Annotated in this window: 7 protein-coding genes; 3 read left to right on the forward strand and 4 right to left on the reverse strand. The window is 73.0% G+C overall.

Features of this window, described 5'->3' with window-relative positions; translation table 11 throughout:
- Positions 1-55 precede the first annotated feature (55 nt).
- A complete protein-coding gene (locus ACFXOZ_RS22855) occupies positions 56-709 on the reverse strand; it encodes an FMN-binding negative transcriptional regulator (protein WP_380530046.1) in 654 nt (217 codons plus the stop codon).
- Positions 710-813: 104 nt separating this feature from the next.
- Complete coding sequence (locus ACFXOZ_RS22860; RefSeq protein ID WP_380530048.1) at positions 814-2,091, reverse strand: lysine N(6)-hydroxylase/L-ornithine N(5)-oxygenase family protein; 1,278 nt, start codon at positions 2,089-2,091, stop codon at positions 814-816.
- Between the two features lie 416 nt (positions 2,092-2,507).
- On the opposite strand from ACFXOZ_RS22860, the gene ACFXOZ_RS22865 reads away from it, so the two are divergent.
- The 3 genes from ACFXOZ_RS22865 to ACFXOZ_RS22875 are packed head-to-tail and all read left to right on the forward strand — an operon-like array spanning position 2,508 to position 6,719.
- Positions 2,508-4,349, forward strand: coding sequence for an amino acid adenylation domain-containing protein (locus ACFXOZ_RS22865; protein ID WP_380530049.1), 1,842 nt, complete (start codon positions 2,508-2,510; stop codon positions 4,347-4,349).
- Positions 4,346-5,629 (forward strand): cytochrome P450, encoded by a 1,284-nt coding sequence (locus ACFXOZ_RS22870; protein ID WP_375890498.1) that lies wholly within the window; start codon positions 4,346-4,348, stop codon positions 5,627-5,629. Before ACFXOZ_RS22865 ends, ACFXOZ_RS22870 begins: the two co-directional genes overlap by 4 nt.
- A gap of 49 nt (positions 5,630-5,678) precedes the next feature.
- Complete coding sequence (locus ACFXOZ_RS22875) at positions 5,679-6,719, forward strand: GntG family PLP-dependent aldolase (protein WP_380592352.1); 1,041 nt, start codon at positions 5,679-5,681, stop codon at positions 6,717-6,719.
- A gap of 94 nt (positions 6,720-6,813) precedes the next feature.
- On the opposite strand, the gene ACFXOZ_RS22880 is transcribed toward ACFXOZ_RS22875, so the two are convergent.
- The gene (locus ACFXOZ_RS22880) at positions 6,814-10,782 is read right to left on the reverse strand and encodes an amino acid adenylation domain-containing protein (RefSeq protein WP_380592336.1); all 3,969 of its coding nucleotides are present in this window, start codon (positions 10,780-10,782) and stop codon (positions 6,814-6,816) included.
- A complete protein-coding gene (locus tag ACFXOZ_RS22885) occupies positions 10,782-21,848 on the reverse strand; it encodes an amino acid adenylation domain-containing protein (protein WP_380592338.1) in 11,067 nt (3,688 codons plus the stop codon). The genes ACFXOZ_RS22880 and ACFXOZ_RS22885 overlap by 1 nt, the downstream gene beginning before the upstream one ends.
- Positions 21,849-21,958 lie beyond the last annotated feature (110 nt).

The raw sequence follows: 21,958 nt of genomic DNA on the forward strand, positions 1-21,958 counted from the left end.
GGCCCGGGGTGGTGGTTCACCACCCCGGGCCTCCGGCGTTCCCGTTCCCGGCGCGTCAGCGCTCGTCGGAGCCCAGCCGCAGCGCCCGCATGGTGTCGGCCACCTCGCGGTGCAGCCCGGAGCCGCTGCCGGCGAAGCGGTCGAGCACCCGCTGCTGGACCTCCGGGTCCTTCTCCTGGCTCAGCTTGAACATCACCTCGACCTTGGTCACGGTGAAGTGGATGCCGCCGACCGCGCCGACGATCTGCCGGTGGTACTCCAGCGAGGGGGCGAGCGGCATGCCGTCCCCGAACCGGTCCTCCAGCGTCTGGGCGGTGGTGTGGACGATCGTCAGGGTCTCGTCGTCCGCGGCCAGTTCGATCGTGCCCTCCAGGTGGACGGCCACGTAGTTCCAGGTCGGCGCGACCATCGGGGCGGAGTAGAGGGTCGGGGTGACGTAGCCGTTCGGCCCGTGGAAGACGAGCTTCGCCGGGCCGCCGCCGTCGGCGACGAGCTGCTGCCAGTGCGGGTTCACCCGGGTCATGTGGGTCCACAGGCGCATGCCCTGCAGCGGGTCGCCCGGGGCGGCGTCGGGCGGCACGATCACCGGCACGTGGGTGGCGTTGGGCGTCGGGTTCCCGTTGCCGGTCAGCACGGCGAGCGGGTGCCGCTCGATGACCCGCAGCGGCCAGTCGTCCCCGTCCACCTGGTAGAGCTTCGGCGTGAACACTCGTACTCCTCGGTCTCAGTGTTTCGGCGCTGCCGGATCCGCCCCGGGCGGCCGGCCGACCGGCCCACCCGGTCGGTGCGGGGGCCAGCCGGTCGGTGCGAGGGTCAGCCGGACAGTGCCTTGACGAGCATGTCGCCGATCTCCCCGGCGCGGACGGCGGAGAGGGACAGCAGGGTCTCGGAGAGCCCGTGGCTGTGCTCGCCGAAGCCCTGGACGTAGATGCCGCAGTGCACGCTCTCGTCGGTCACCACCCGGTGCTCCCGGTCGAGCCGCAGCCGGCCCTGGTCGTCCAGCCCGCAGTGCGGCAGCAGGCCGTCCAGGAAGACCGCCGGGTCGGTGCGGGTGTAGCCGGTGGCGCAGACCAGCGCCTCGGCCTCCAGGATGGTGCTGGTGCCGGAGGACAGCGATTCCACGTCGATCCGCAGGCCGTCCGGAGTTTCCGTCACTTCGCTTACCCGGGAGACGTTGTGGAAATTCAGCCGGGGATTTCCGGCCACCTTTTCCAGGTACGCCTGCTGGAACAGCGACTGCAGCAGATCGGCGTCCACCACCGAGTAGTTGGTGCCGGCGTGATATTCGATGAGGCGCTGCCGGACGTCGTCCGGGGCGGTGTGGAAACGGTCCACCGCCTCGGGGTTGAACACCTGGTTGGCGAACGGGCTGTCGTCGGCGACGCTGAACCCGTACCGGGAGTGCACCGAGTGCACCTGCGCCCGCGGGAAGCGCGCGTGCAGGTGCTCGATCGCCTCCGCCGCGCTCTGGCCCGAGCCCAGGACCACGAAGGAGCGCGGGTCCTGCGGTGCGATCCGCTCCACCTCCGGCAGGAACCGGGAGGTGTGCCAGATCCGCGGGGAGTGCGGCAGGTCGGCGGGCAGCTTGGGCTCGATCCCGGCGGCGATCACCAGGTTGCGGGCGCGCTGCACCTGGCGGGTGCCGTCGGCCGCGACGAAGACCACGTCGAGGAACTCGACGCCCTGTTCGCCGGCGACCGGTTCGACCGCCACCACCCGCGAGCCGTAGGAGACGAGGTCCGCGAAGCCCTCCGCGACCCACTCCAGGTAGTCGTGGAACTCCACCCGCAGCGGGTAGAAGGACTTGGTGTTGATGAAGTCCGCCAGCCGGCCCTTGGCCTGCAGGTAGCACAGGAACGAGTACGGACTGGTCGGATTGCGCATGGTCACGAGGTCCTTGAGGTACGAGACCTGCATGGTGGCGCCCTCGATCAGCATGCCCCGGTGCCAGCCGAAGCGCTGCTGCGCCTCGAAGAAGCGCGCGGTGACCGGGGCCCCGTCGGCGATCTCCGAAATGGCGGCCGCGAGGGCCAGGTTCGAGGGACCGAAGCCGATTCCGGCCACGTCGACGATGTCGGTTCCGGCGACCACGCCGGAACGTTGCCGCTCACCCACGGACTTCCCTGCTCTCTCCCTTTTGGGGATGGCCTGTCTGGGTCGACGTCGAGTCCGGTCGACCGATGACGGTGCTCAGGGCAGCACACTGCCGCGACTCCTGATCACTCCATGACAGTAGGAGCTGCCCCACGTGCTGTGCAAGCAAAAGGGGAAAATCCCGATCACCCGTGGTGAGTTGGCGTTGCGGGGGCGGAGAGATCCGGTCCGCTCTTGACGGCGCATCGTCACGCTGAATAGCATCCGAAGCGTTCGAGGTGGGGGCATAGCCGGACCCCAAGTCCACGACTCGGCAAAAGAGTTCGTTACCCACTATCCGAACTCCATTCACTGACTTCTCGTCAAGAACTGACAGGGCAAGGGTTTCGCGCGAAGGGATCCGCGACCGCACCATGTTGGAATCACCGGGCACGACCGAGTCAGTTCCCCAGCAGGGGTGGACCCTTGCGAGCCGCTTCGCCGCCGTCGCGGCGGCCGCGCCGACCGCCACCGCGGTCCGCAGCGAGGCCGGCGACCTCGACTACGGCGCCCTCGACGCCGCCGCCGGGGCGCTCGCCGCCCGGCTGCGCGACCGGGGCGTACGCCGCGGCGACCGGGTCGGCGTCCTGCTGGAGCGCTCGCCCCGGCTGGTCGTCGCCCTGCTCGGCATCCTCAAGGCGGGCGCCGCCTACGTCGCCGTCGACCCGGGTGACCCGTCCGCCCGGCTGCACACCATCCTGGGCGACGCCGAGGTGTCGCTGGTGGTCACCGACGCGGACCGACGGGCGAAGCTCGACGGCGCGTTCGAGCACCTCGACGTGGCCGCCGAACACCTCGACGTGACGGCTGCACCGGCGACGGACGACCCCGGCACCCACAGCGGACAGACCCCCGAGGACCTCGCCTACGTCGCCTACACCTCCGGCTCCACCGGCCGCCCCAAGGGCGTCTGCGTGCCGCACCGCGCCGTGCTGCGCCTGGTGCTGGACGCCGGCTACCTCGACGCCCGGCCCGACGACGTCTTCCTCCAGCTCGCCCCGGTCGCCTTCGACGCCTCCACCCTGGAGATCTGGGGCCCGCTGCTGAACGGCGGCTGCCTGGCGCTCGCCCCGGCCGGCCGGCTCGGCCCGGCGGAGGTGGTCAAGGCCGCCCGGGACACCGGCACCACCGTGCTGTTCCTCACCACCGCCCTGTTCCACCAGGCGGTCGAGGCGGGCCTGACCGACCTGCCCGCCCTGCGCCGGCTGTTCACCGGCGGCGAGGTGCTCTCCGCCGAACACGTCGACCGGGCCGCCGCCGCCCTGCCCGACACCCTCGTCTCGGCCGCCTACGGCCCCACCGAGAACACCACCTTCACCAGCACCCACCCCGTCCGCGCACCGCTCGGCGACCGCGGCGTCCCGATCGGCGGACCGATCGACGGCACCGGCATGGTCGTCCTCGACGAGCGGCTGGACCCGGTGCCCGACGGCACCGTCGGCCGGCTCTTCGTCAACGGCGCCGGCCTCGCCCACGGCTACCTCGGACTGCCCGGCCTCACCGCCGACCGCTTCCTCCCCGACCCGTACGCGAGCGCCCCCGGCACCCGGATGTACGACACCGGCGACCTCGCCCGGCGCGGCCCCGACGGCGCCTACGAGTTCGCCGGCCGGGCCGACGGCCAGCTCAAGGTCAACGGCATCCGGATCGAGTCCGACGACATCGAGGCCCGGCTGCGCCGCCACCCCGACGTCCAGGACGCCGCCGTCGTCCTCCAGGACCACGGCCCCGGCGACCGCCGGCTGGTCGGCTTCTACAGCGGCCCCTACGCCGTCTCCTCGGTGGAACTGCGCCGCACCCTGGCCGAGGAGCTCCCGGCCGGCATGATCCCCACCGCCCTGGTCTGGGTGGACCGGCTGCCGCTCAAGCCCAACGGCAAGGTCGACCGGGACGCCCTGGCCGCCCGGCGCGGCCGGACCCGCCCGGACGGCGACGTGCCCTACCGGGCGCCCGCCGACCCGGTCGAGCACCGGCTCACCGTGCTCTGGCAGGAGGTCCTCGACGTCGAACCGGTCGGCGTCGACGACGACTTCTTCGACCTCGGCGGGCACTCGCTGACCGCCAGCCGGATCACCCGGGAGATCACCGCCGAGTTCGAGGCGGTGATCCGGGCCCGGGCCTTCTACCTCAACCCCACCGTGGCCGGACTGGCGGACCACATCAGGACCCAGCGGCCGGAACTCGCCTCCGACGCCCCGACCGGGGCCGACCGGTGAGGATCACCGGCCCCGGCGACGACGGGCAGCGGGACGGGGCACCGGACCCGGAACTCGTCGACCTGAGCGACCCGCACTTCTACGCCACCGGCGACCCCCACGCGGTCTGGCGCCACTACCGCCACAAGGCCCCCGTCACCCGGCTCACCGTCCCGAGCGGCCGCGGCTACGTCTCCGTCACCGCCCACGCCGAGACCAGCACCGTGCTGCGCGACCACGCGCTCTACACCTCGCGGCGCGGCAACATGCTCTCCGTCCTCGGCGAACAGGACCCGGCGGCCGACCGGATGATGGTCGCCAGCGACCCGCCGATCCACGGCTACCTGCGCCGCCCCGTCGCCCAGGCGCTCTCCGCCCGCGAACTCGCCGCCCGCCGCCCGGCCATCCGCCGGATGGCCCGGCAGCTGCTGGCACCGCTGGCGAGCGGCGAACCCTGGGACCTGGCGGCCGCGATGACCGCCTTCCCGATGATGTTCACCGGCGCCCTGATGGGCCTGCCCGAGGCCGACTGGCCCGAACTGACCAGGCTCACCACCGTCGCGATCGCCCCCGCCGACCCCGCCTCCCGGGACGACTCCGGCGGCCACCAGCTGGTCTCCGCGCACCACGAACTCTTCGACTACTTCGCCGAGGTGGCCGCCGACCGCACCCCGCGCGAGGACCTGGTCGGGCTGCTCCAGCAGCTCACCGTCGGCGACCGCACGATCCGGCTCGACGAGGTCATCTACAACTGCTACAACGTGCTGCTCGGCGCCAACGTCACCGCGCCGCACGTCATCGCGACCACCGTCAACGCCCTGCTGGAGCACCCGGACCAGTACCGGCGGCTGCTCGACGGCGGGGCCACCGTCGCCTCCGCCGTCGAGGAGGGCCTGCGCTGGGCCTCCCCGGCCACCCACGCCATGCGCTACGCCACCGAGGACACCGTCCTCGGCGGCGAACCGGTGCGGGCCGGCGAGGCCGTGGTCGCCTGGCTGGGCTCGGCCAACCGCGACGAGACGGTCTTCGACGACCCGTACGTCTTCGACGTGGCGCGCACCCCCAACCGGCACGTCGCCTTCGGGTTCGGCGCGCACTACTGCGTCGGCGCCCCGCTCGCCCGGATCGCCCTCGGCGAGTTCTTCACCGAGGTCACCGAACTGGTCGAGCGCTTCGAACCGGCCGGCCCGGTCGCCCACCTGGCCTCCAACTTCATCGCCGGGATCAAGCACCTCCCGGTGACCGCCAGGCTGCGCCCCGGCGCCGCCCGGCAGCTCGCCGAGCCCGTCCCGGCGAGCTGATCCACCCCGCACCGTGCCGGAACGAGAGGACCTTCCCGCCGTGATCGAGATGCGCAGTGACACCTTCACACTGCCGACGCCCGAGATGCTCACCGCGATCACCGAGGCGGAGCTCGGCGACGACGTCTACGGCGAGGACCCGACGGTCAACGAGCTCGAACGCCGCACCGCCGAGCTGACCGGCAAGGAGGCCGCCTGCTTCTTCCCGAGCGGCACCATGGCCAACCTCGCCTCGATCATGGCCCACGCCCCGCGCGGCACCAAGGCCGTGGTCGGCGCCGAGAGCGACATCTGGCTGTACGAGGCGGGCGGCGCCGCGGTCTGCGGCGGGGTCGTCTACGAGCCGGTGCCCAACCAGGCCGACGGCACCATCGCGCTGGCGGACCTGGCCGCCGCCTTCCCGAAGGACCCGGGCGACCCGCAGTTCGCGCTGCCCTCGCTGATCTGCCTGGAGAACACCCACAACCGCTGCGGCGGCGTGGTGCTGCCGCTCGACTACCTGGCCGAGGTGCGCCGCTTCGCCGACGAGCGCGGCGTCGCCGTGCACCTGGACGGCGCCCGGGTGGTCAACGCGGCGATCGCCGCCGGGGTGGAGGTCGCGGACATCACCGCGCACGTCGACTCGGTGCAGTTCTGCCTCTCCAAGGGCCTGGGCGCGCCGGTCGGTTCGATGGTGGCCGGCAGCGCGGAGTTCGTGGAGCGGGTCCGCCGGCTGCGCAAGATGCTCGGCGGCGGGATGCGCCAGGTCGGGCTGCTGGCGGCGGCCGCGCTGGTGGCACTGGACACCCGGGGCCGGCTGGCCGAGGACCACGCCAACGCCCGCCGGCTGGCCGAGGGCCTGGCGCTGCTGCCCGGCGTGGAGCTGGACGTGGACACCGTCGAGACCAACATCGTGATCTTCAAGGTCACCGACGAGCGCTTCGACTGGCGCAGCTTCGTCACCTCGGTGGCCCGGCACGGCCTGGCGGTCACCGAGTTCGGCCACGGCCGGATCCGCGCGGTCGTCCACAACGGGGTGAGCGCCGAGGACGTCACCGCCGCCGTCGCCGTGGTGGCCCGGGTCCTCAAGGACGGCCCGACGACCGACTGACCGCGCACGGCCCCGCTGGACGACGATGGCACCGCCCCGGAACGGGGGCGGTGCCATCGTGCGTCGCGGTCCGGTCAGAGCCGGTCAGAGCCGGTCAACCGGTCGTGGGGCGGTGGTCGCGCAGGGCCGCGCCCAACTCGGCCGCCAGCCCGGCCACGTACGGCTCCTGGAGCAGGGTGAGGTGGCCGCCCCGGGCCGGCCGGACGGTGAGGGAGCCGACGAAGGCCGCCCAGCCCTCGGCCGGCGGGACCGGCCAGTGCGACTCCGCCGCCTGGAAGAGCAGCGCCGGGCAGCGCACCGGGCGCGGCCGGTGGGCGACCAGGGCGGCGAGGTTGTGCCGGAGTGTCGCCAGGTGGCTGAGCAGGTCCTCGCGGTCGAGCGTCAGCAGCTCCACCGGCAGGTCCAGTTCGGGCAGCAGGGCCTCGACCTCGGCCGTCCACGGGGTGTCCGGGAAGCCGGGCCCGGCGGCCCGGAGCTTCTCGTCCAGCTCCCGGGCGATCTCGGCGCGCCCCGCCAGGTGCTCCCGGTACTCCGGCGTCGGCAGGCAGCTGTCGAACAGCGTCAGCAGCGCGGTCCGTTCGCCGGACTCCTCGATCAGCCGGGCGACCTCGGCCGCCACCACGCCGCCCATCGACCACCCGGCGAGCAGGTACGGGCCGGCGGGCCGGACGTCGCGGACCGCCCGCCGGAACGCCCGGGCCAGTTCGGGCAGGCCCTCGCCCGCCCGCGGCCGCCCGGCGGCCAGTGCGACGACCGAGACCTCGGGGCCGAGCGCGGCCGCCAGCCGGGCGTAGCCGTGGACGGTGTTGGAGATCTCCGGGAAGCAGAACAGGACGGGTGCCGGGGCCGGGCCCCGGCTCAGCCAGGTGACGGACACCTCGGGACCGTCGGCCCAGCGCTCGGTGCGGCCGCCCGCCGCCGCGGCCCGGGCGGCCGCCGCCGTCCGCGCCACGGTGGGGTTGCGCAGGATGTCGCCCGGGCCGACCGCGAGGTCGAGCCGGCGCAGCCTCCCGGCGATCCGCAGGCTCTTCACCGAGTCCCCGCCGAGGTCGAAGAAGTCGTCGTGGACGCCGACGGCGGCGAGGCCGAGGACCTCCGCCCAGACCGCGGCGACGGACTCCTCGACGGCCGTGCGGGGCGCGGCGTAGTCGGCGGCCAGCTCCGGCCGGGCCCGGCCGGGGGCCGGGAGGGCCCGGCGGTCGGTCTTGCCGTTGGGGGTGAGCGGCAGCCGGTCGAGGGTGACGAAGGCGGCGGGGAGCATGTGGGCGGGCAGGAAGGCGCCCAGGTGCTCGCGGAGCTCGGTGGTGGTGGGGGCCGTCCCGGCCTCGGTGGTCAGGTAGCTGACGAGCTGCCGGTCGCCGGGGTCGTCCTCGCGGACGACGGTGGTGCTGGCGGTGACGGCCGGGTGCTCCTGGAGGCGGGCGTCGATCTCGCCGGGCTCGATCCGGTGGCCGCGGATCTTGACCTGGTCGTCGCTACGGCCGAGGTACTCCAGGTCGCCGTCGGCACGGCGGCGGGCGAGGTCGCCGGTGCGGTAGAGCCGGGCACCCGGGGTGAAGGGGTCGGGGACGAACCGCTCGGCGGTCAGCGCCGGCCGGCCGAGGTAGCCGCGGGCCAGGCCCTCGCCGCCGATGTACAGCTCGCCCGGGACACCGATGGGGACGGGCCGTCCGGCCGGATCGAGGACGTACGCCCGGGTGTTGCCGAGCGGACGGCCGACGGGCGAGCCCGGGTCCGCCGCCAGGATGTCGGCGGGCCGGACGTCCCGCAGGGTGGCGTGCACGGTGACCTCGGTGATGCCGTACATGTTGGCGAGCCGGGTGCGGCCCTCGCCCATGAGCGCGTGCCAGCGGCCCAGTCGCGCGGGCCGGAGCGCCTCTCCGCCGAACACCACCAGGCGCAGTCGCAGCCGGGCGGCGCTCGCCGGGTCGAGCGCCTGCTGGAGCATCGCGAAGGCGGACGGGGTCTGGTTGAGCACCGTCACCTCCTGCCGGGCCAGCAGGTCGAGGAACTCGGCCGGACTGGTGGCGGTCGCCCGGTCGACCACGACCACCCGGCCGCCGGTGGTCAGCGGGCACCACAGCTCCCAGACGGAGAAGTCGAAGGCGAAGGAGTGGAAGGACGTCCAGGTGTCCTGCGGCCCGAAGCCGAACTCCGGGGCGGTCGCGGCGAACAGTCCGAGGACGTTGCGGTGGGTGATCTGGACGCCCTTGGGGGTGCCGGTGGATCCGGAGGTGTGGATCACGTAGGCGAGGTGGTCGGGCCGGGCGACGGGGTCGGGGTCGGTGCCGGGGTGGTCGGTCGTGGCGGGGTCGTCCAGCGCGAGGAGGGTGCCGTCGTACGGGCCCAGGCGGTCCGCGAGGTGGGCGTCGTGGAGTACGACGGCGGTGCCGGTGGAGAGGAGCAGGTGGGTGAGGCGTTCGGTGGGGTGGACCGGGTCCAGCGGGAGGTAGGCGGCGCCGGACTTGAGGACGGCGAGCAGGGCGACGACCAGCTCGGGCCCGCGTTCGGCGCAGACCCCGACGGTGGTGTCCGGCCGGGCGCCGAGGCCCCGGAGGCGGTGGGCGAGCCGGTTGGCCCGCTCGTTGAGCTCGCGGTAGCGCAGCCGCCGGTCGCCGTGCACCAGCGCGACGGCGTCCGGCCGCGCGCGGGCCTGCTCCTCGACCAGCTGGTGGACGGTGCGGCCCTGTGGGCGGGGTGCGGCGGTGTCGTTGCCGTCCCGCAGGAGCCGGTGGCGCTCCTCGGGGCCGAGCAGGTCGAGGTCGTCCAGCCGGGCGTCCGGGGCGGCGACCAGGGCGTCGAGCAGGTTCTCGAAGTGCCTCGCCATCCGTTCGACCGCGGCCCGGTCGAACACGCCGCGGTCGTACGAGAACCGGACCCCCAGCTCCCGGCCCGCGTAGGCGACCAGGGTGAGCGGATAGCCCGTGTTCTCCACGCTGAGGAGGGTCTCGACGGCCAGCTCGTCCGGCCGCCCCGGCTCCGCGGCGGCCGGGTAGTTCTCGAACACCAGGATCGACCGGAACAGCGGCGAGCCCTTCGGCAGCCCGCTCCGGCCCTGGATCTCCGACAGCGCCCCGAACTCGTACTGCCGGTACTCGGCCTGCTGCCGCTGCACCTGGCGCAGCCACGCCGACACCCGTTCCCCGCCGGGCACCCGGAGCCGGACCGGCAGGGTGTTGATGAACATCCCCACCATCGACTCCGCGCCGGCCAGGGTCGGCGGCCGCCCGGCCACGGTGGTGCCGAACAGCACGTCCTCGCCGTTGCCGTACCGGCTGAGCAGCAGCGCCCAGGCGGCCTGCACCAGGACGTTCACCGTCACCCGGCTGCGCTGGGCGAACTCGCGCACCCGCGCGCACCGCGCCTGGTCCAGCATCAGCTCGTGGGCGGCGAAGCCGGTCCGCCCGGTCGGCCCGTCCACCCCGAGCCGGGTCGGCTCCGCGAAGCCCGCCAGGTACGACTGCCAGAACTCCCGGGCCGCCGCCTTCGGTTGGGCGTCCAGCCAGGCGATGTAGCGGGAGTACGGCACGGGCGCGGGGAGCCGGGCCGGTACGCCGCTCAGCGCCGCCCGGTACAGCTCGGCGAACTCCCGCCGGAGCAGCGGGAGGCTCCAGCCGTCGAGCAGCAGGTGGTGGAAGGTCCACAGCAGCCAGTGCCGGCCGGGGGCGACCGCGACCAGGGTCAGCCGGAACAGCGGGGCCGCGGTGAGGTCGAGGCCCGCCGCGCGGTTCTCCCGCAGCAGCCCGTCCAGGCGGGCGCGCTGCTCGGTGTCCGGGTGGGCCCGCCAGTCGAGTTCGGCGAGCGGCAGTTCGACCCGCCGCTGCACGACCTGCAGCGGCTCGGGCAGGTCCTCCCAGAGGAAGACGCTGCGCAGCGCCGTGTGGCGGTCCAGGAGCTGCTGCCAGGCCTGCCGGAACGCCGAGCGGTCCAGCGGTCCCGACAGCTCGTCCACCGTCTGCACCAGGTACGGCTGTTCGCCGCCGGAGTCGTCGACGGAGTGGAAGAGCATCCCGGCCTGGAGCGGGGAGAGCCGGTGGATGTCCTCGACGTTGTGCTGGGTCATCAGGAGAACCTCTTGAGGATGGCGGCCAGATCCGATGCTTCGAGGTCGGCCAGGGGGAAGTCGTGGACGGTGGGGGCGGCGGGGCCGGCGCCCTCGGAGGCGGCGGCGACCAGCGCGGTGAGCGTGCGCTCCATCGCGTCCACCAGGCCCTGGGCGGTCTCCCGGTGGTGGACGGCGGGCGCGTAGCCGATGTCGATCCGCAGCCGCCCGTCGAGCACGCTGCCGGTCACCCGGAGCAGGTGGCCGCGCCGCATCGACGGGTCGAGTTCGCCGGCCCGCAGCAGGTCGGGGTCGGCGTAGCCGCCCAGACCGGGCAGCTCGCGGTCGAACTGGCCGAGGTAGTTGAAGCTGATCTCCGGTGCCGGGCGGCCCAGCGCCTCCCGCGCCCCGGGGGTACCCAGGTGGCGCAGGATCCCGTACCCGACGCCGCGTCGGGGCACCCGGGCGAGCTGGTCGCGGACGGCACCCGCCTGCCGGGCGGGCCCGGCGCCGGGCTCCCGGTGCAGGGCGACGGGGAAGACGCTGGTGAACCAGCCGACCGTGCGGGAGAGGTCGACCTCGGGGAAGAGGTCCTCCCGGCCGTGGCCTTCGAGGTCGACGTGCACGGTGTCGCGGCCGGTCCAGCCGGCCACGGCCTCGGTGAGGGCGGTGAGCAGCACGTCGTTGATCTGGGTGCCGAGGGCGCGGGGCACCTGGCGCAGCAGGGCCTCGGTGGACTCCTCGGTCAGCCGGAGGGTGACGGACTCCTCGGCGGCGACGGTGTTGCCGTCGTCGTCGGTTCGGCCGTCGGCGTCGTCGGCGTCGTCGGCGTCGTCGGCTCGTGCGGTGCGGTCGCGGGGCAGCGGGACGGGCGGCGGGGCGGCGGTCCAGTACGCCAGCTCGTCCGTGGCGGCCGGGGAGAGGGCGTACTCGGTCAGCCTCCGTGACCAGGCGCGGAAGGAGGTCGTCTTGGCGGGCAGCAGCACCTCCCGGCCCGCGGCCAGCGCGGCGTACGCGGTGCCGAGGTCCTCCAGCAGGATCCGCCAGGAGACGCCGTCCACGACCAGGTGGTGGACGACGACCAGCAGCAGCCGGCCGCGGGCCCCGCCGAGGTCGAACAGCGCGCCGCGGGCCAGCGGGCCGTCGGCGATGTCCAGTCCGCGCTGCAGTGCGTCGGCCGACCGCTGGAGCCGGTCGGTCAGTTCGGCGTCCGGGACGGCCGAGAGGTCCACGTCGCTCAGCAGCTGCTCGGGGTCGGCCGGTAGGCCGTGCCGGGCGGGCCCGGCGCCGTCCCGCGGGAAGCGCAGGCGCAGCGCGTCGTGGTGGTCGACCACCGCTGCCAGCGCGGGCCGCAGCAGTTCCGGGGCGAGGCCGGCCACGTCGAGCAGGACCGACTGGTTGAAGTGGTCCGGTCGGACGGGCCGCTGGTCGAACAGCCAGTGCTGGACGGGCGTCAGCGGGACGTCCCCGGCCACCCGGCCCTGCTCGGCGTCGACCGCGCCGGCCTGGTGCTGGTGGGCGGCGATCTCGGCCACCGTCTCGTACTGGAAGATCATCCGGGGGGTCAGCCGCAGACCGAAGCGCTTGGCCTTGGCGATCACCTGCATGCCCAGGATCGAGTCCCCGCCGAGCTCGAAGAAGTTGTCGTGGATGCCGACGGTGGCGAGGCCGAGGACTTCTTCCCAGATCCGGGCGAGGGCTTGTTCGGCGGGGGTGGCGGGTGCGGTGAAAGCGGTGTCGAGGTCGGGGCGGGTGTGGTCGGGGGCGGGCAGGGCGCGGCGGTCGATCTTGCCGTTGGGGGTGAGCGGGAGGCGGTCGAGGGTGAGGAAAGCGGCGGGGAGCATGTAGTCGGGCAGGTGGCGGCGCAGGTGCTCGCGGAGTTCGGTGGTGGTGGGCGGGGTGGGTGAGCTGGTGGTGAGGTAGGCGACGAGCCGCTTGTCCCCGGGGGTGTCCTCGCGGACGACGGTGGTGCCGGCGGTCACGGCCGGATGCTGCTGGAGGCGGGCGTCGATCTCGCCGAGCTCGATCCGGTGGCCGCGGATCTTGACCTGGTCGTCGGTGCGGCCGAGGAAGTCGACGGTGCCGTCGGGGCGGTAGCGGGCGAGGTCGCCGGTGCGGTAGAGCCGGGCGCCTGGGGACGTCGCGTACGGGTCGGGGAGGAAGCGGTCGGCGGTGAGGGCGGGTTGGTGGTGGTAGCCGCGGGCCAGGCCGTCGCCGCCGATGTAGAGCTCGCCGGTGACGCCGATCGGGACGGGGCGTCCGGCCGGGTCGAGGACGTGGATGCGGGTGTTGTCGATCGGCCGCCCGATCGTGACGGTGCTCCCCTGGCGGGTCGACAGCAGGGCGGTGGAGGTGATGGTCGCGCTCTCGCTCGGCCCGTAGACGTTGACCAGGCTCTTGTCCGGGTGCAGCCCCTGGAAGGCGTTGACGTGGGTGGGGGAGAGCGCCTCGCCGCCGACCAGGACGTGGCGGGCCGTGGCGAAGGCCTGCGGAGCGTTGTCCATCAGGGCGTTGAACAGGGCGGTGGTGAGGAGGAGGACGGTGGGCCGGTGGGTGTGGATGTCGTGGGTGGCGGTTTCGGTGGTGGTGCGGCCCGGGGCGGCGACGGTGAGGGTGGCGCCGGTGGTGAGGGGGGTCCAGATCTCGTAGCTGGAGGCGTCGAAGGCGATGGAGTTGAGGTGGAGGAAGACGTCGTCGGGGGTGGTGTCGGTGATGCGGGTGTTGTGGGTGAGGCGTAGGACGGCCTGGTGGGTGATCTGGACGCCCTTGGGGGTGCCGGTGGAGCCGGAAGTGTAGATCACGTAGGCGAGGTTCTGCGGACTGACGGGGTGGCCGGGATCGGTGGCCGGCCGGTCGGCCGTGGCCGGATCGTCCAGCGGGATCAGGGTGCCGCCGAAGGAGGCCGACAGTCCGGCCTGGTGGGGGTGGTGGAGGACGACGGCGGTGCGGGTGGAGGTCAGGAGGTGGGTGAGGCGTTCGGTGGGGTGGGTGGGGTCGAGGGGGAGGTAGGCGGCGCCGGCTTTGAGGACGGCGAGCAGGCCGATGACGAGTTCGGGGCTGCGTTCGGCGCAGATGCCGACGGTGGTGTCGGGGTGGACGCCGGACTCCCCGAGTCGGTGGGCGAGTTGGTTGGCACGCTCGTTGAGTTCGCGGTAGCTGAACCGTCGTTCGCCCTGGACGAGGGCGATGGCGTCGGGGCGTTCGGCGGCGTGCTGTTCGACGAGTTGGTGGACGGTGCGGTCGTGGGGGTAGGGCGCGGTGGTGTCGTTCCAGTCCTGGAGGATGCGGCGGCGCTCGTCCGGGCTGAGGAGGTCGAGGTCGTCGAGGCGGGCGTCGGGGTCGGTGGTGACGGCGGTGAGCAGGTGCTGGAAGTGGGTGGCCAGTCGCTCGATGGTCGCCGCGTCGAACAGGTCGGTGCTGTAGGTGAAGTCGACGGTCAGGCCGGTGTCGGACTCGGTGGCCGTGACCGTGAGGTCGAACTTGGCGACGTCGTCGCCGAGCGGGAGGGTGCGGACGTCCAGGCCGGGGAGCTGCCAGCTGTCGAGGGTGGCGTCCTGGACGGTGAGCATGGTCTGGAAGAGGGGGGTGCGGCTGAGGTCGCGTTGGGGGGCGAGTTCGGCGACCAGGCGTTCGAAGGGGAGGTCCTGGTGGGCGTAGGCGTTGAGGGCGGTGTCGCGGGTCCGGTTGAGGACTTCGCGGAGGGTGGGGTTGCCGGTGAGGTCGGCGCGGAGGACGAGGGTGTTGACGAAGAAGCCGATGAGGTCTTCGGTTTCGGAGCGGTTGCGGTTGGCGACGGGGGTGCCGACGGCGATGTCGTGGTGGCCGGTGTAGGTGCGGAGGAGGATCTGGTAGGTGGCCATCAGGGTCATGAAGGTGGTGACGCCGTGGTCCTGGCCGAGTTTGTGCAGGGCGGTGGCGAGGCCGTCCGGCAGGGTGAGGGTGTGGGTGGCGCCTCGGCTGCTGCGGACGGCGGGGCGGGGGCGGTCGGTGGGCAGCTCCAGCGGCTCCAGCCCGGCGAGTTGCTCCCGCCAGTAGGCCGCCTGTCCCTCCAGTACCTCGCCCTGGAGCCACCGGCGCTGCCAGAGGGCGAAGTCGGCGTACTGAACCGGGAGTTCGGGCAGCCCCTTCGCCCGGTCGGCTCCGTCAGGGCGGTCGGGGCGGTCGGGGCGGTCGGCCAGGAGGGCGCCGTACAGCTCCTCCAGCTCCCGGATGACGATGCGGTAGGACCAGCCGTCGGTGACGATGTGGTGCATCGCTAGCAGGAGCACGTGTTCCTGCGGGGCGAGACGGAACAGGCGCGCGCGGGCGAGCGGACCGTGTTCGAGGTCGAACGGCAGGGCCGCCTCGTCCGCCAGGGCCTGGGCGAGGCGGGCGTCGTCCCAGTCGCCCGCCTCGATGCCGACCAGCGGCAGCTTGCCGGTCCGGTCGATGACCTGGACGGGGGTGGCGTCGGCGCCCAACGGGAAGCGAGTGCGCAGGACTTCGTGCCGGGCGACGAGCTGCCGCAGGGCGGTGCCGAGCGCCGACCGGTCCAGGTCGCCGAGCAGGTGCAGGGCGACGGGGACGGTGTAGGCGTTGCTGTCCGGCTCCATCTGGTCGAGGAACCAGAGGCGTTCCTGGGCGTACGAGAGCGGGATGGCAGCGGGGCGTTCGGCCGCTTCGACGGGCGGTGCGCCGGCGGCCTGCGGTTCGCCTAGGGTGGTGGCGAGTTGGGCGATGGTGGGGGTCTCGAAGAGGGCACGGACGGGGAGTTCGTGGCCGAGTTCGGTGCGCAGGCGGGAGGTGACGCGGGTGGCGAGGAGGGAGTGTCCGCCGAGGTCGAAGAAGTTGTCGTGGATGCCGACGGTGGTGAGGCCGAGGATGTCGGTCCAGATCCGGGCGAGGGCTTGTTCGTTGGGGGTGGTGGGTGCGGTGAAGGCGGTGTCGAGGTCGGGGCGGGTGTGGTCGGGTGCTGGGAGGGCCCGGCGGTCGATCTTGCCGTTGGGGGTGAGCGGGAGGCGGTCGAGGGTGAGGAAGGCGGCGGGGAGCATGTAGTCGGGCAGGTGGCGGCGCAGGTGCTCGCGGAGCTCCGAAGTGCTCGGTGGATTGGTGGAGTTGGTGGTGAGGTAGGCGACGAGTCGTTTGTCGCCGGGGGTGTCCTCGCGGACGACGGTGGTGCTGGCCGTGACGGCGGGGTGCTCCAGCAGCCGGGCGTCGATCTCGCCGGGTTCGATGCGGTGGCCGCGGATCTTGACCTGGTCGTCGGTGCGGCCGAGGAAGTCGAGGGTGCCGTCGGGGCGGTAGCGGGCGAGGTCGCCGGTGCGGTAGAGGCGGGCGCCCGGGGTGAAGGGGTCGGGGACGAACCGGTCGGCGGTGAGCGCCGGTTGGTGGTGGTAGCCACGGGCCAGGCCGTCGCCGCCGAGGTACAGCTCGCCGGTGACGCCGATCGGGACGGGACGCCCGGCCGGGTCGAGGACGTGGATGCGGGTGTTGTCGATCGGCCGCCCGATCGGTACCGGACCCTCCCACGACCCCGGCCGACAGGTGAAGCACGTGGCCATGGTGGTGCTCTCGGTGGGCCCGTAGACGTTGACGACGGCCGAGCCGGGGTGGAGCTCCAGGAACGTTCGAACGTGGGTGGCCGACAGGGCCTCGCCGCCCGTCAGGACGTGCCGGACCCCGGCCAGCGCCTGCGAGGACTCCTCCACCAGGGTGTGGAAGAGGGCGGTGGTGAGGAGGAGGACGGTGGGTCGGTGGGTGTGGATGTCGTGGGTGGCGGTTTCGGTGGTGGTGCGGCCCGGGGCGGCGATGGCGAGGGTGGCGCCGGTGGTGAGGGGGGTCCAGATCTCGTAGCTGGAGGCGTCGAAGGCGATGGAGTTGAGGTGGAGGAAGACGTCGTCGGGGGTGGTGTCGGTGATGCGGGTGTTGTGGGTGAGGCGTAGGACAGCCTGGTGGGTGATCTGGACGCCCTTGGGGGTGCCGGTGGATCCCGAGGTGTGGAGGACGAAGGCGAGACTGCCGGGGTGGGCGACGGGATCGGGATCGGTGGTCGGGTGCCCGGCGGTCGTCGGGTCGTCCAGGGCGAGGAGGGTGCCGCCGAGGGTGGCTGCCAGGACGGCCTGGTGGGGGTGGTGGAGGACGACGGCGGTGCCGGTGGAGGTGAGGAGGTGGGTGAGGCGTTCGGTGGGGTGGGTGGGGTCGAGCGGGAGGTAGGCGGCGCCGGCTTTGAGGACGGCGAGCAGGCCGATGACGAGTTCGGGGCTGCGTTCGGCGCAGATGCCGACGGTGGTGTCGGGGTGGACGCCGGATTCCCGGAGTCGGTGGGCGAGTTGGTTGGCACGCTCGTTGAGCTCGCGGTAGCTGAACAGTCGTTCGCCCTGGACGAGAGCGATGGCCTCCGGCCGCAACCGGGCGTGCTGTTCCACCAGTTGGTGGACGGTGCGGTCGTGGGGGTAGGGCGCGGTGGTGTCGTTCCACTCGTGCAGGATGCGGCGGCGCTCGTCCGGGCTGAGGAGGTCGAGGTCGTCCAACCGCGCGTCGGGGTCGGTGGTGACGGCGGTGAGCAGGTGCTGGAAGTGGGTGGCCAGTCGCTCGATGGTCGACGCGTCGAACAGGTCGGTGCTGTAGGTGAAATCGATCGTCAGCTCGGGGCCGGCCTCGGTCGCGCTGACGGTCAGGTCGAACTTAGCGACCGTGTCGTCCAGGGGAAGCGTCTGGACGTCCAGTCCTGCCAACTGCCAGCAGTGGGAGATGTCCGTGGTCGAGCCGTGGACGGTGAGCATGGTCTGGAAGAGGGGGGTGCGGCTGAGGTCGCGTTGGGGGGCGAGTTCGGAGACCAGGCGTTCGAAGGGGAGGTCCTGGTGGGCGTAGGCGTTGAGGGCGGTGTCGCGGGTCCGGTTGAGGACTTCGCGGAGGGTGGGGTTGCCGGTGAGGTCGGCGCGGAGGACGAGGGTGTTGACGAAGAAGCCGATGAGGTCTTCGGTTTCGGAGCGGTTGCGGTTGGCGACGGGGGTGCCGACGGCGATGTCGTGGTGGCCGGTGTAGGTGCGGAGGAGGATCTGGTAGATGGCCATCAGGGTCATGAAGGTGGTGACGCCGTGGTCCTGGCCGAGTTTGTGCAGGGCGGTGGTGAGGGTGTCGGGCAGGGTGAGGGTGTGGGTGGCGCCTCGGCTGCTGCGGACGGCGGGGCGGGGGCGGTCGGTGGGCAGGTCCAGCGGTTCCAGTTCGGCGAGTTGCTCCCGCCAGTAGGCCGCCTGCCCCTCGACCAGCTCGCCCTGGAGCCAGGAGCGCTCCCAGATCGCGTAGTCGGCGTACTGGAGGGCGGGTTCGGTCAGCCGGCTGGGCCGTCGCTCGCGGAGGGCCGCGTAGAGCTCGTCGAGTTCCCTGGCGACGATGCGGTAGGACCAGCCGTCGGTGACGATGTGGTGCATCGAGAGCAGGAGCACGTGCTGCTGCGGGTCGAGGCGGAACAGGTGCGCGCGGGCGAGCGGCCCGTGCGCGAGGTCGAAGGGCCGGCTCGCTTCCTGGTGCAGTGCTGCCACGAGGTCGACGTCGTCCCAGTCGCCGGCGTCCACCTGGACGAGCGGCAGGGAGCCGGTGGGCTCGATCACCTGGGCGGGTGCCGAGTCCGCTCCCTCGGCGAACCGGGTGCGCAGGATCTCGTGCCGGGCTGCGAGCTGGTGCAGCGCCTGTTCCAGGGCTGCCGGGTCGAGCGCACCGAACAGGTGCAGCGCGACGGGGACGGTGTAGGCGTTGCCGTCGGGGTCCATCCGGTCGAGGAACCAGAGGCGTTCCTGGGCATACGACAGCGGGACGGCGGCCGGTCGTTCCGCGCGGCGGACGGCCGTGGTGTCGACCGCTGCCGACGTGCCGAGGGTGGTGGCGAGTTGGGCGATGGTGGGGGTCTCGAAGAGGGCGCGGACGGGGAGTTCGTGGCCGAGTTCGGTGCGCAGGCGGGAGGTGACGCGGGTGGCGAGGAGGGAGTGTCCGCCGAGGTCGAAGAAGTTGTCGTGGATGCCGACGGTGGTGAGGCCGAGGATGTCGGTCCAGATCCGGGCGAGGGCTTGTTCGGTGGGGGTGGTGGGTGCGGTGAAGGCGGTGTCGAGGTCGGGGCGGGTGTGGTCGGGTGCTGGGAGGGCCCGGCGGTCGATCTTGCCGTTGGGGGTCAACGGCAGTTCGTCGAGGGTGAGGAAGGCGGCGGGGAGCATGTAGTCGGGCAGGTGGCGGCGCAGGTGCTCGCGGAGCTCCGAAGTGCTCAATGGAGTTGGGGAGTTACTGGTCAGGTAGGCGACGAGTCGCTTGTCGCCGGGGGTGTCCTCGCGGACGACGGTGGTGCCGGCGGTGACGGCCGGGTGCTCCAGCAGCCGGGCGTCGATCTCGCCGGGTTCGATGCGGTGGCCGCGGATCTTGACCTGGTCGTCGGTGCGGCCGAGGAAGTCGAGGGTGCCGTCGGGGCGGTAGCGGGCGAGGTCGCCGGTGCGGTAGAGCCGGGTGCCGGGGGTGGTCGCGTACGGGTCGGGGACGAACCGGTCGGCGGTGAGGGCGGGTTGGTGGTGGTAGCCGCGGGCCAGGCCGTCGCCGCCGATGTAGAGCTCGCCGGTGACGCCGATCGGGACGGGACGCCCGGCCCGGTCCAGGACGTACGCCCGGGTGTTGTCGAGCGGTCGTCCGATCGGCACCGGTTCCTCCCACGACCCCGAACGGCAGTCGTAGGAGGTGGCGTTGATCGTCGCCTCGCTCGGACCGTAGAGATTGCGGAACTCCGCGCCGCCGAGGGAGTCCCGGACCTTCCGGGCGACGGTGGCCGGCAGCACCTCGCCGCCGCACAGCACGACGCGCAGGGAGGCGGACAGGCGCTGGACGTCGGGGACTTCGAGGTAGCGCTGGAGCAGGCTCGGGACGAAGTTGAGCACGGTCGTCCCGGTCTCGTGCACCGTGCGGGCGAGCAGCGCCGGATCCCGCTCCGCGCCGGGCGGGGCGATCACCAGGGTCGCCCCGCTGATCAGGGTGGTGACGAACTCCCAGGCCGAGACGTCGAAGGCGAAGGGCGTCTTCAGGAGCACCCGGTCCTCGGCCGACACGGCGAGCGACTCGGCCATGCCCGCGCAGGTGTTGAGCGCGGAGCGGTGGGTGATCTGGACGCCCTTGGGGGTGCCGGTGGATCCGGAGGTGTGGATCACGTAGGCGAGGTTGTCGGGCCGGACGTCGACGGCCGGGTCGGTGGCCGGGCGGGTGGCGGTGGCGGGGTCGCCGAGTGCGATGAGGGTGCCGTCGTACGGGCCCAGGCGGTCCGCGAGGTGGGCGTCGTGGAGGACGACGGCGGTGCGGGCGGTGGCGAGGATCCGGGTGAGGCGTTCGGTGGGGTGGGTGGGGTCGAGCGGGAGGTAGGCGGCGCCGGCCTTGAGGACGGCGAGCAGGCCGATGACGAGTTCGGGGCCGCGCTCGGCGCAGACGCCCACCGCGGAGTCCGTGCGGACCCCGGACTCCCGCAGCCGGTGGGCGAGTCGGTTGGCGCGCTCGTCGAGTTCGCGGTAGCCGATCTCCTGGTCGCCGTGGACGAGGGCGATCGCGTCCGGCCGCACCCGGGCCTGTTCCTGGACCAGCTGGTGCACGGTGCGGTCGTGGGGGTGGGGCGCGGCGGTGTCGTTCCACTCGTGCAGGATGCGGTGGCGTTCCTCGGGGCCCAGGAGGTCGAGGTCGTCCACCCGGGCGTCGGGGTCGGTGGTGAGGACCCGCAGGACGTTCTGGAAGTGGACGGCCAGCCGCTCGATCGTCGCCGGGTCGAACAGCTCGGTGCTGTAGGTGAAGTCGACGGTCAGGCCGGTGTCGGACTCGGTGGCGTTGATCGTGAGGTCGAACTTGGCGGCGGTGTCGTCCAGCGGAAGGGTGCGGACGTCGAGGCCGGGGAGCTGCCAGGTGCCGGTGGCGGCGCTCTGGACGCCGAGCATGGTCTGGAAGAGCGGGGTGCGGCTGAGGTCGCGGTGGGGGGCGAGTTCGGCGACCAGGCGCTCGAAGGGGAGGTCCTGGTGGGCGTGGGCGCCGAGGGTGCTCTCACGGGTCCGGTCCAGGACCTCGCGGACGGTCGGGTTGCCGCTGAGGTCGGTCCGGACCACCACGGTGTTGACGAAGAACCCGACCAGGTCCTCGATCTCGGAGCGGTTGCGGCCGGCGAAGGGGGTGCCCACGGCGATGTCCCGGCGGCCGGTGTAGGCGGCCAGCAGGATCTGGTGGGTGGCCAGCAGAGCGATGTAGGTGGTGGTCCCCGGAGCCCGGGTGAGTGCGTGGAGCGCGGTGGCGAGGTCCTCCGGCAGGGTGATGCTGTGGGAGGCGCCGCGGGTGCCGCGGACGGCGGGGCGGGGGCGGTCGGTGGGCAGGTCCAGTGGCTCCAGCCCGGCCAGCCGGTCACGCCAGTAGGCGAGGTGTTCCGCCGCCGGCTCCCCTTGCCGTCGGCGGCGCTGCCAGATCGCGAAGTCCGCGTACTGCACCGGGAGTTCGGGCAGTGGATCGCCTTCGCCGAGCCGGAAGGCGCCGTACAGCTCCTCCAGTTCCTGGGAGAGGACCCAGGACGACCAGCCGTCGGTGACGATGTGGTGCATGGTCAGCAGCAGCACGTGCTCCTGCGGCCCGCGCCGGAGGAGGGAGGCCCGGGCGAGCGGGCCGCGGGCGAGGTCGAAGGGCCGGTAGGCCTCCCGGTGCAGCGCTTCGGAGAGCCGGGCGTCGTCCCAGCCGGCCGCGTCGACGGGGGTGAGCGGGAGCTCGCCGCGCGGGTCGACGACCTGGACGGGTGCGCCGTCCGGGCCTTCGGTGAACCGGGTGCGCAGGATCTCGTGCCGGTCCACGAGCCGGTCCAGGGCCCGGGCCAGGGCCGCCCGGTCGAGCTCGCCGCGCAGGTGCAGGGCGACGGGGACGGTGTAGGCGGTGTTGCCTGGGTCCATCCGGTCGAGGAACCAGAGGCGTTCCTGGGCGTACGAGAGCGGTGCCGAGCCGGTCCGCTCCTCCCGCCGAACCGTGGAGACGTCCACGTCCACGTCCGCGTCCACGTCCGCGTCCACCACCTCGCTCGCGATGTCCCGGCGGGGCAGGGGGGAGTTCTCATCGTCGAGGAGCATGTCGTGTCCACTTCATGGAGGGTTCTGTGGATGGTCTCGTGATCGGAGGAGCGGGCGGGCGGCGTCGGCCGGTGGCGGCGCGCGGCCCACGCGGTCATGGACTCCGGGCC

Source organism: Kitasatospora sp. NPDC059160, from assembly GCF_042755465.1.
GTDB lineage: Bacteria > Actinomycetota > Actinomycetes > Streptomycetales > Streptomycetaceae > Kitasatospora.

Excerpts from the sequence above, each read along its gene's own strand:
- ACFXOZ_RS22885 (WP_380592338.1), bottom strand. The coding sequence starts at position 21,848 with ATGCTCCTCGACGATGAGAACTCCCCCCTGCCCCGCCGGGACATCGCG.
- ACFXOZ_RS22880 (WP_380592336.1), bottom strand. The coding sequence starts at position 10,782 with ATGACCCAGCACAACGTCGAGGACATCCACCGGCTCTCCCCGCTCCAG.
- ACFXOZ_RS22865 (WP_380530049.1), top strand. The coding sequence starts at position 2,508 with ATGTTGGAATCACCGGGCACGACCGAGTCAGTTCCCCAGCAGGGGTGG.
- ACFXOZ_RS22875 (WP_380592352.1), top strand. The coding sequence starts at position 5,679 with ATGCGCAGTGACACCTTCACACTGCCGACGCCCGAGATGCTCACCGCG.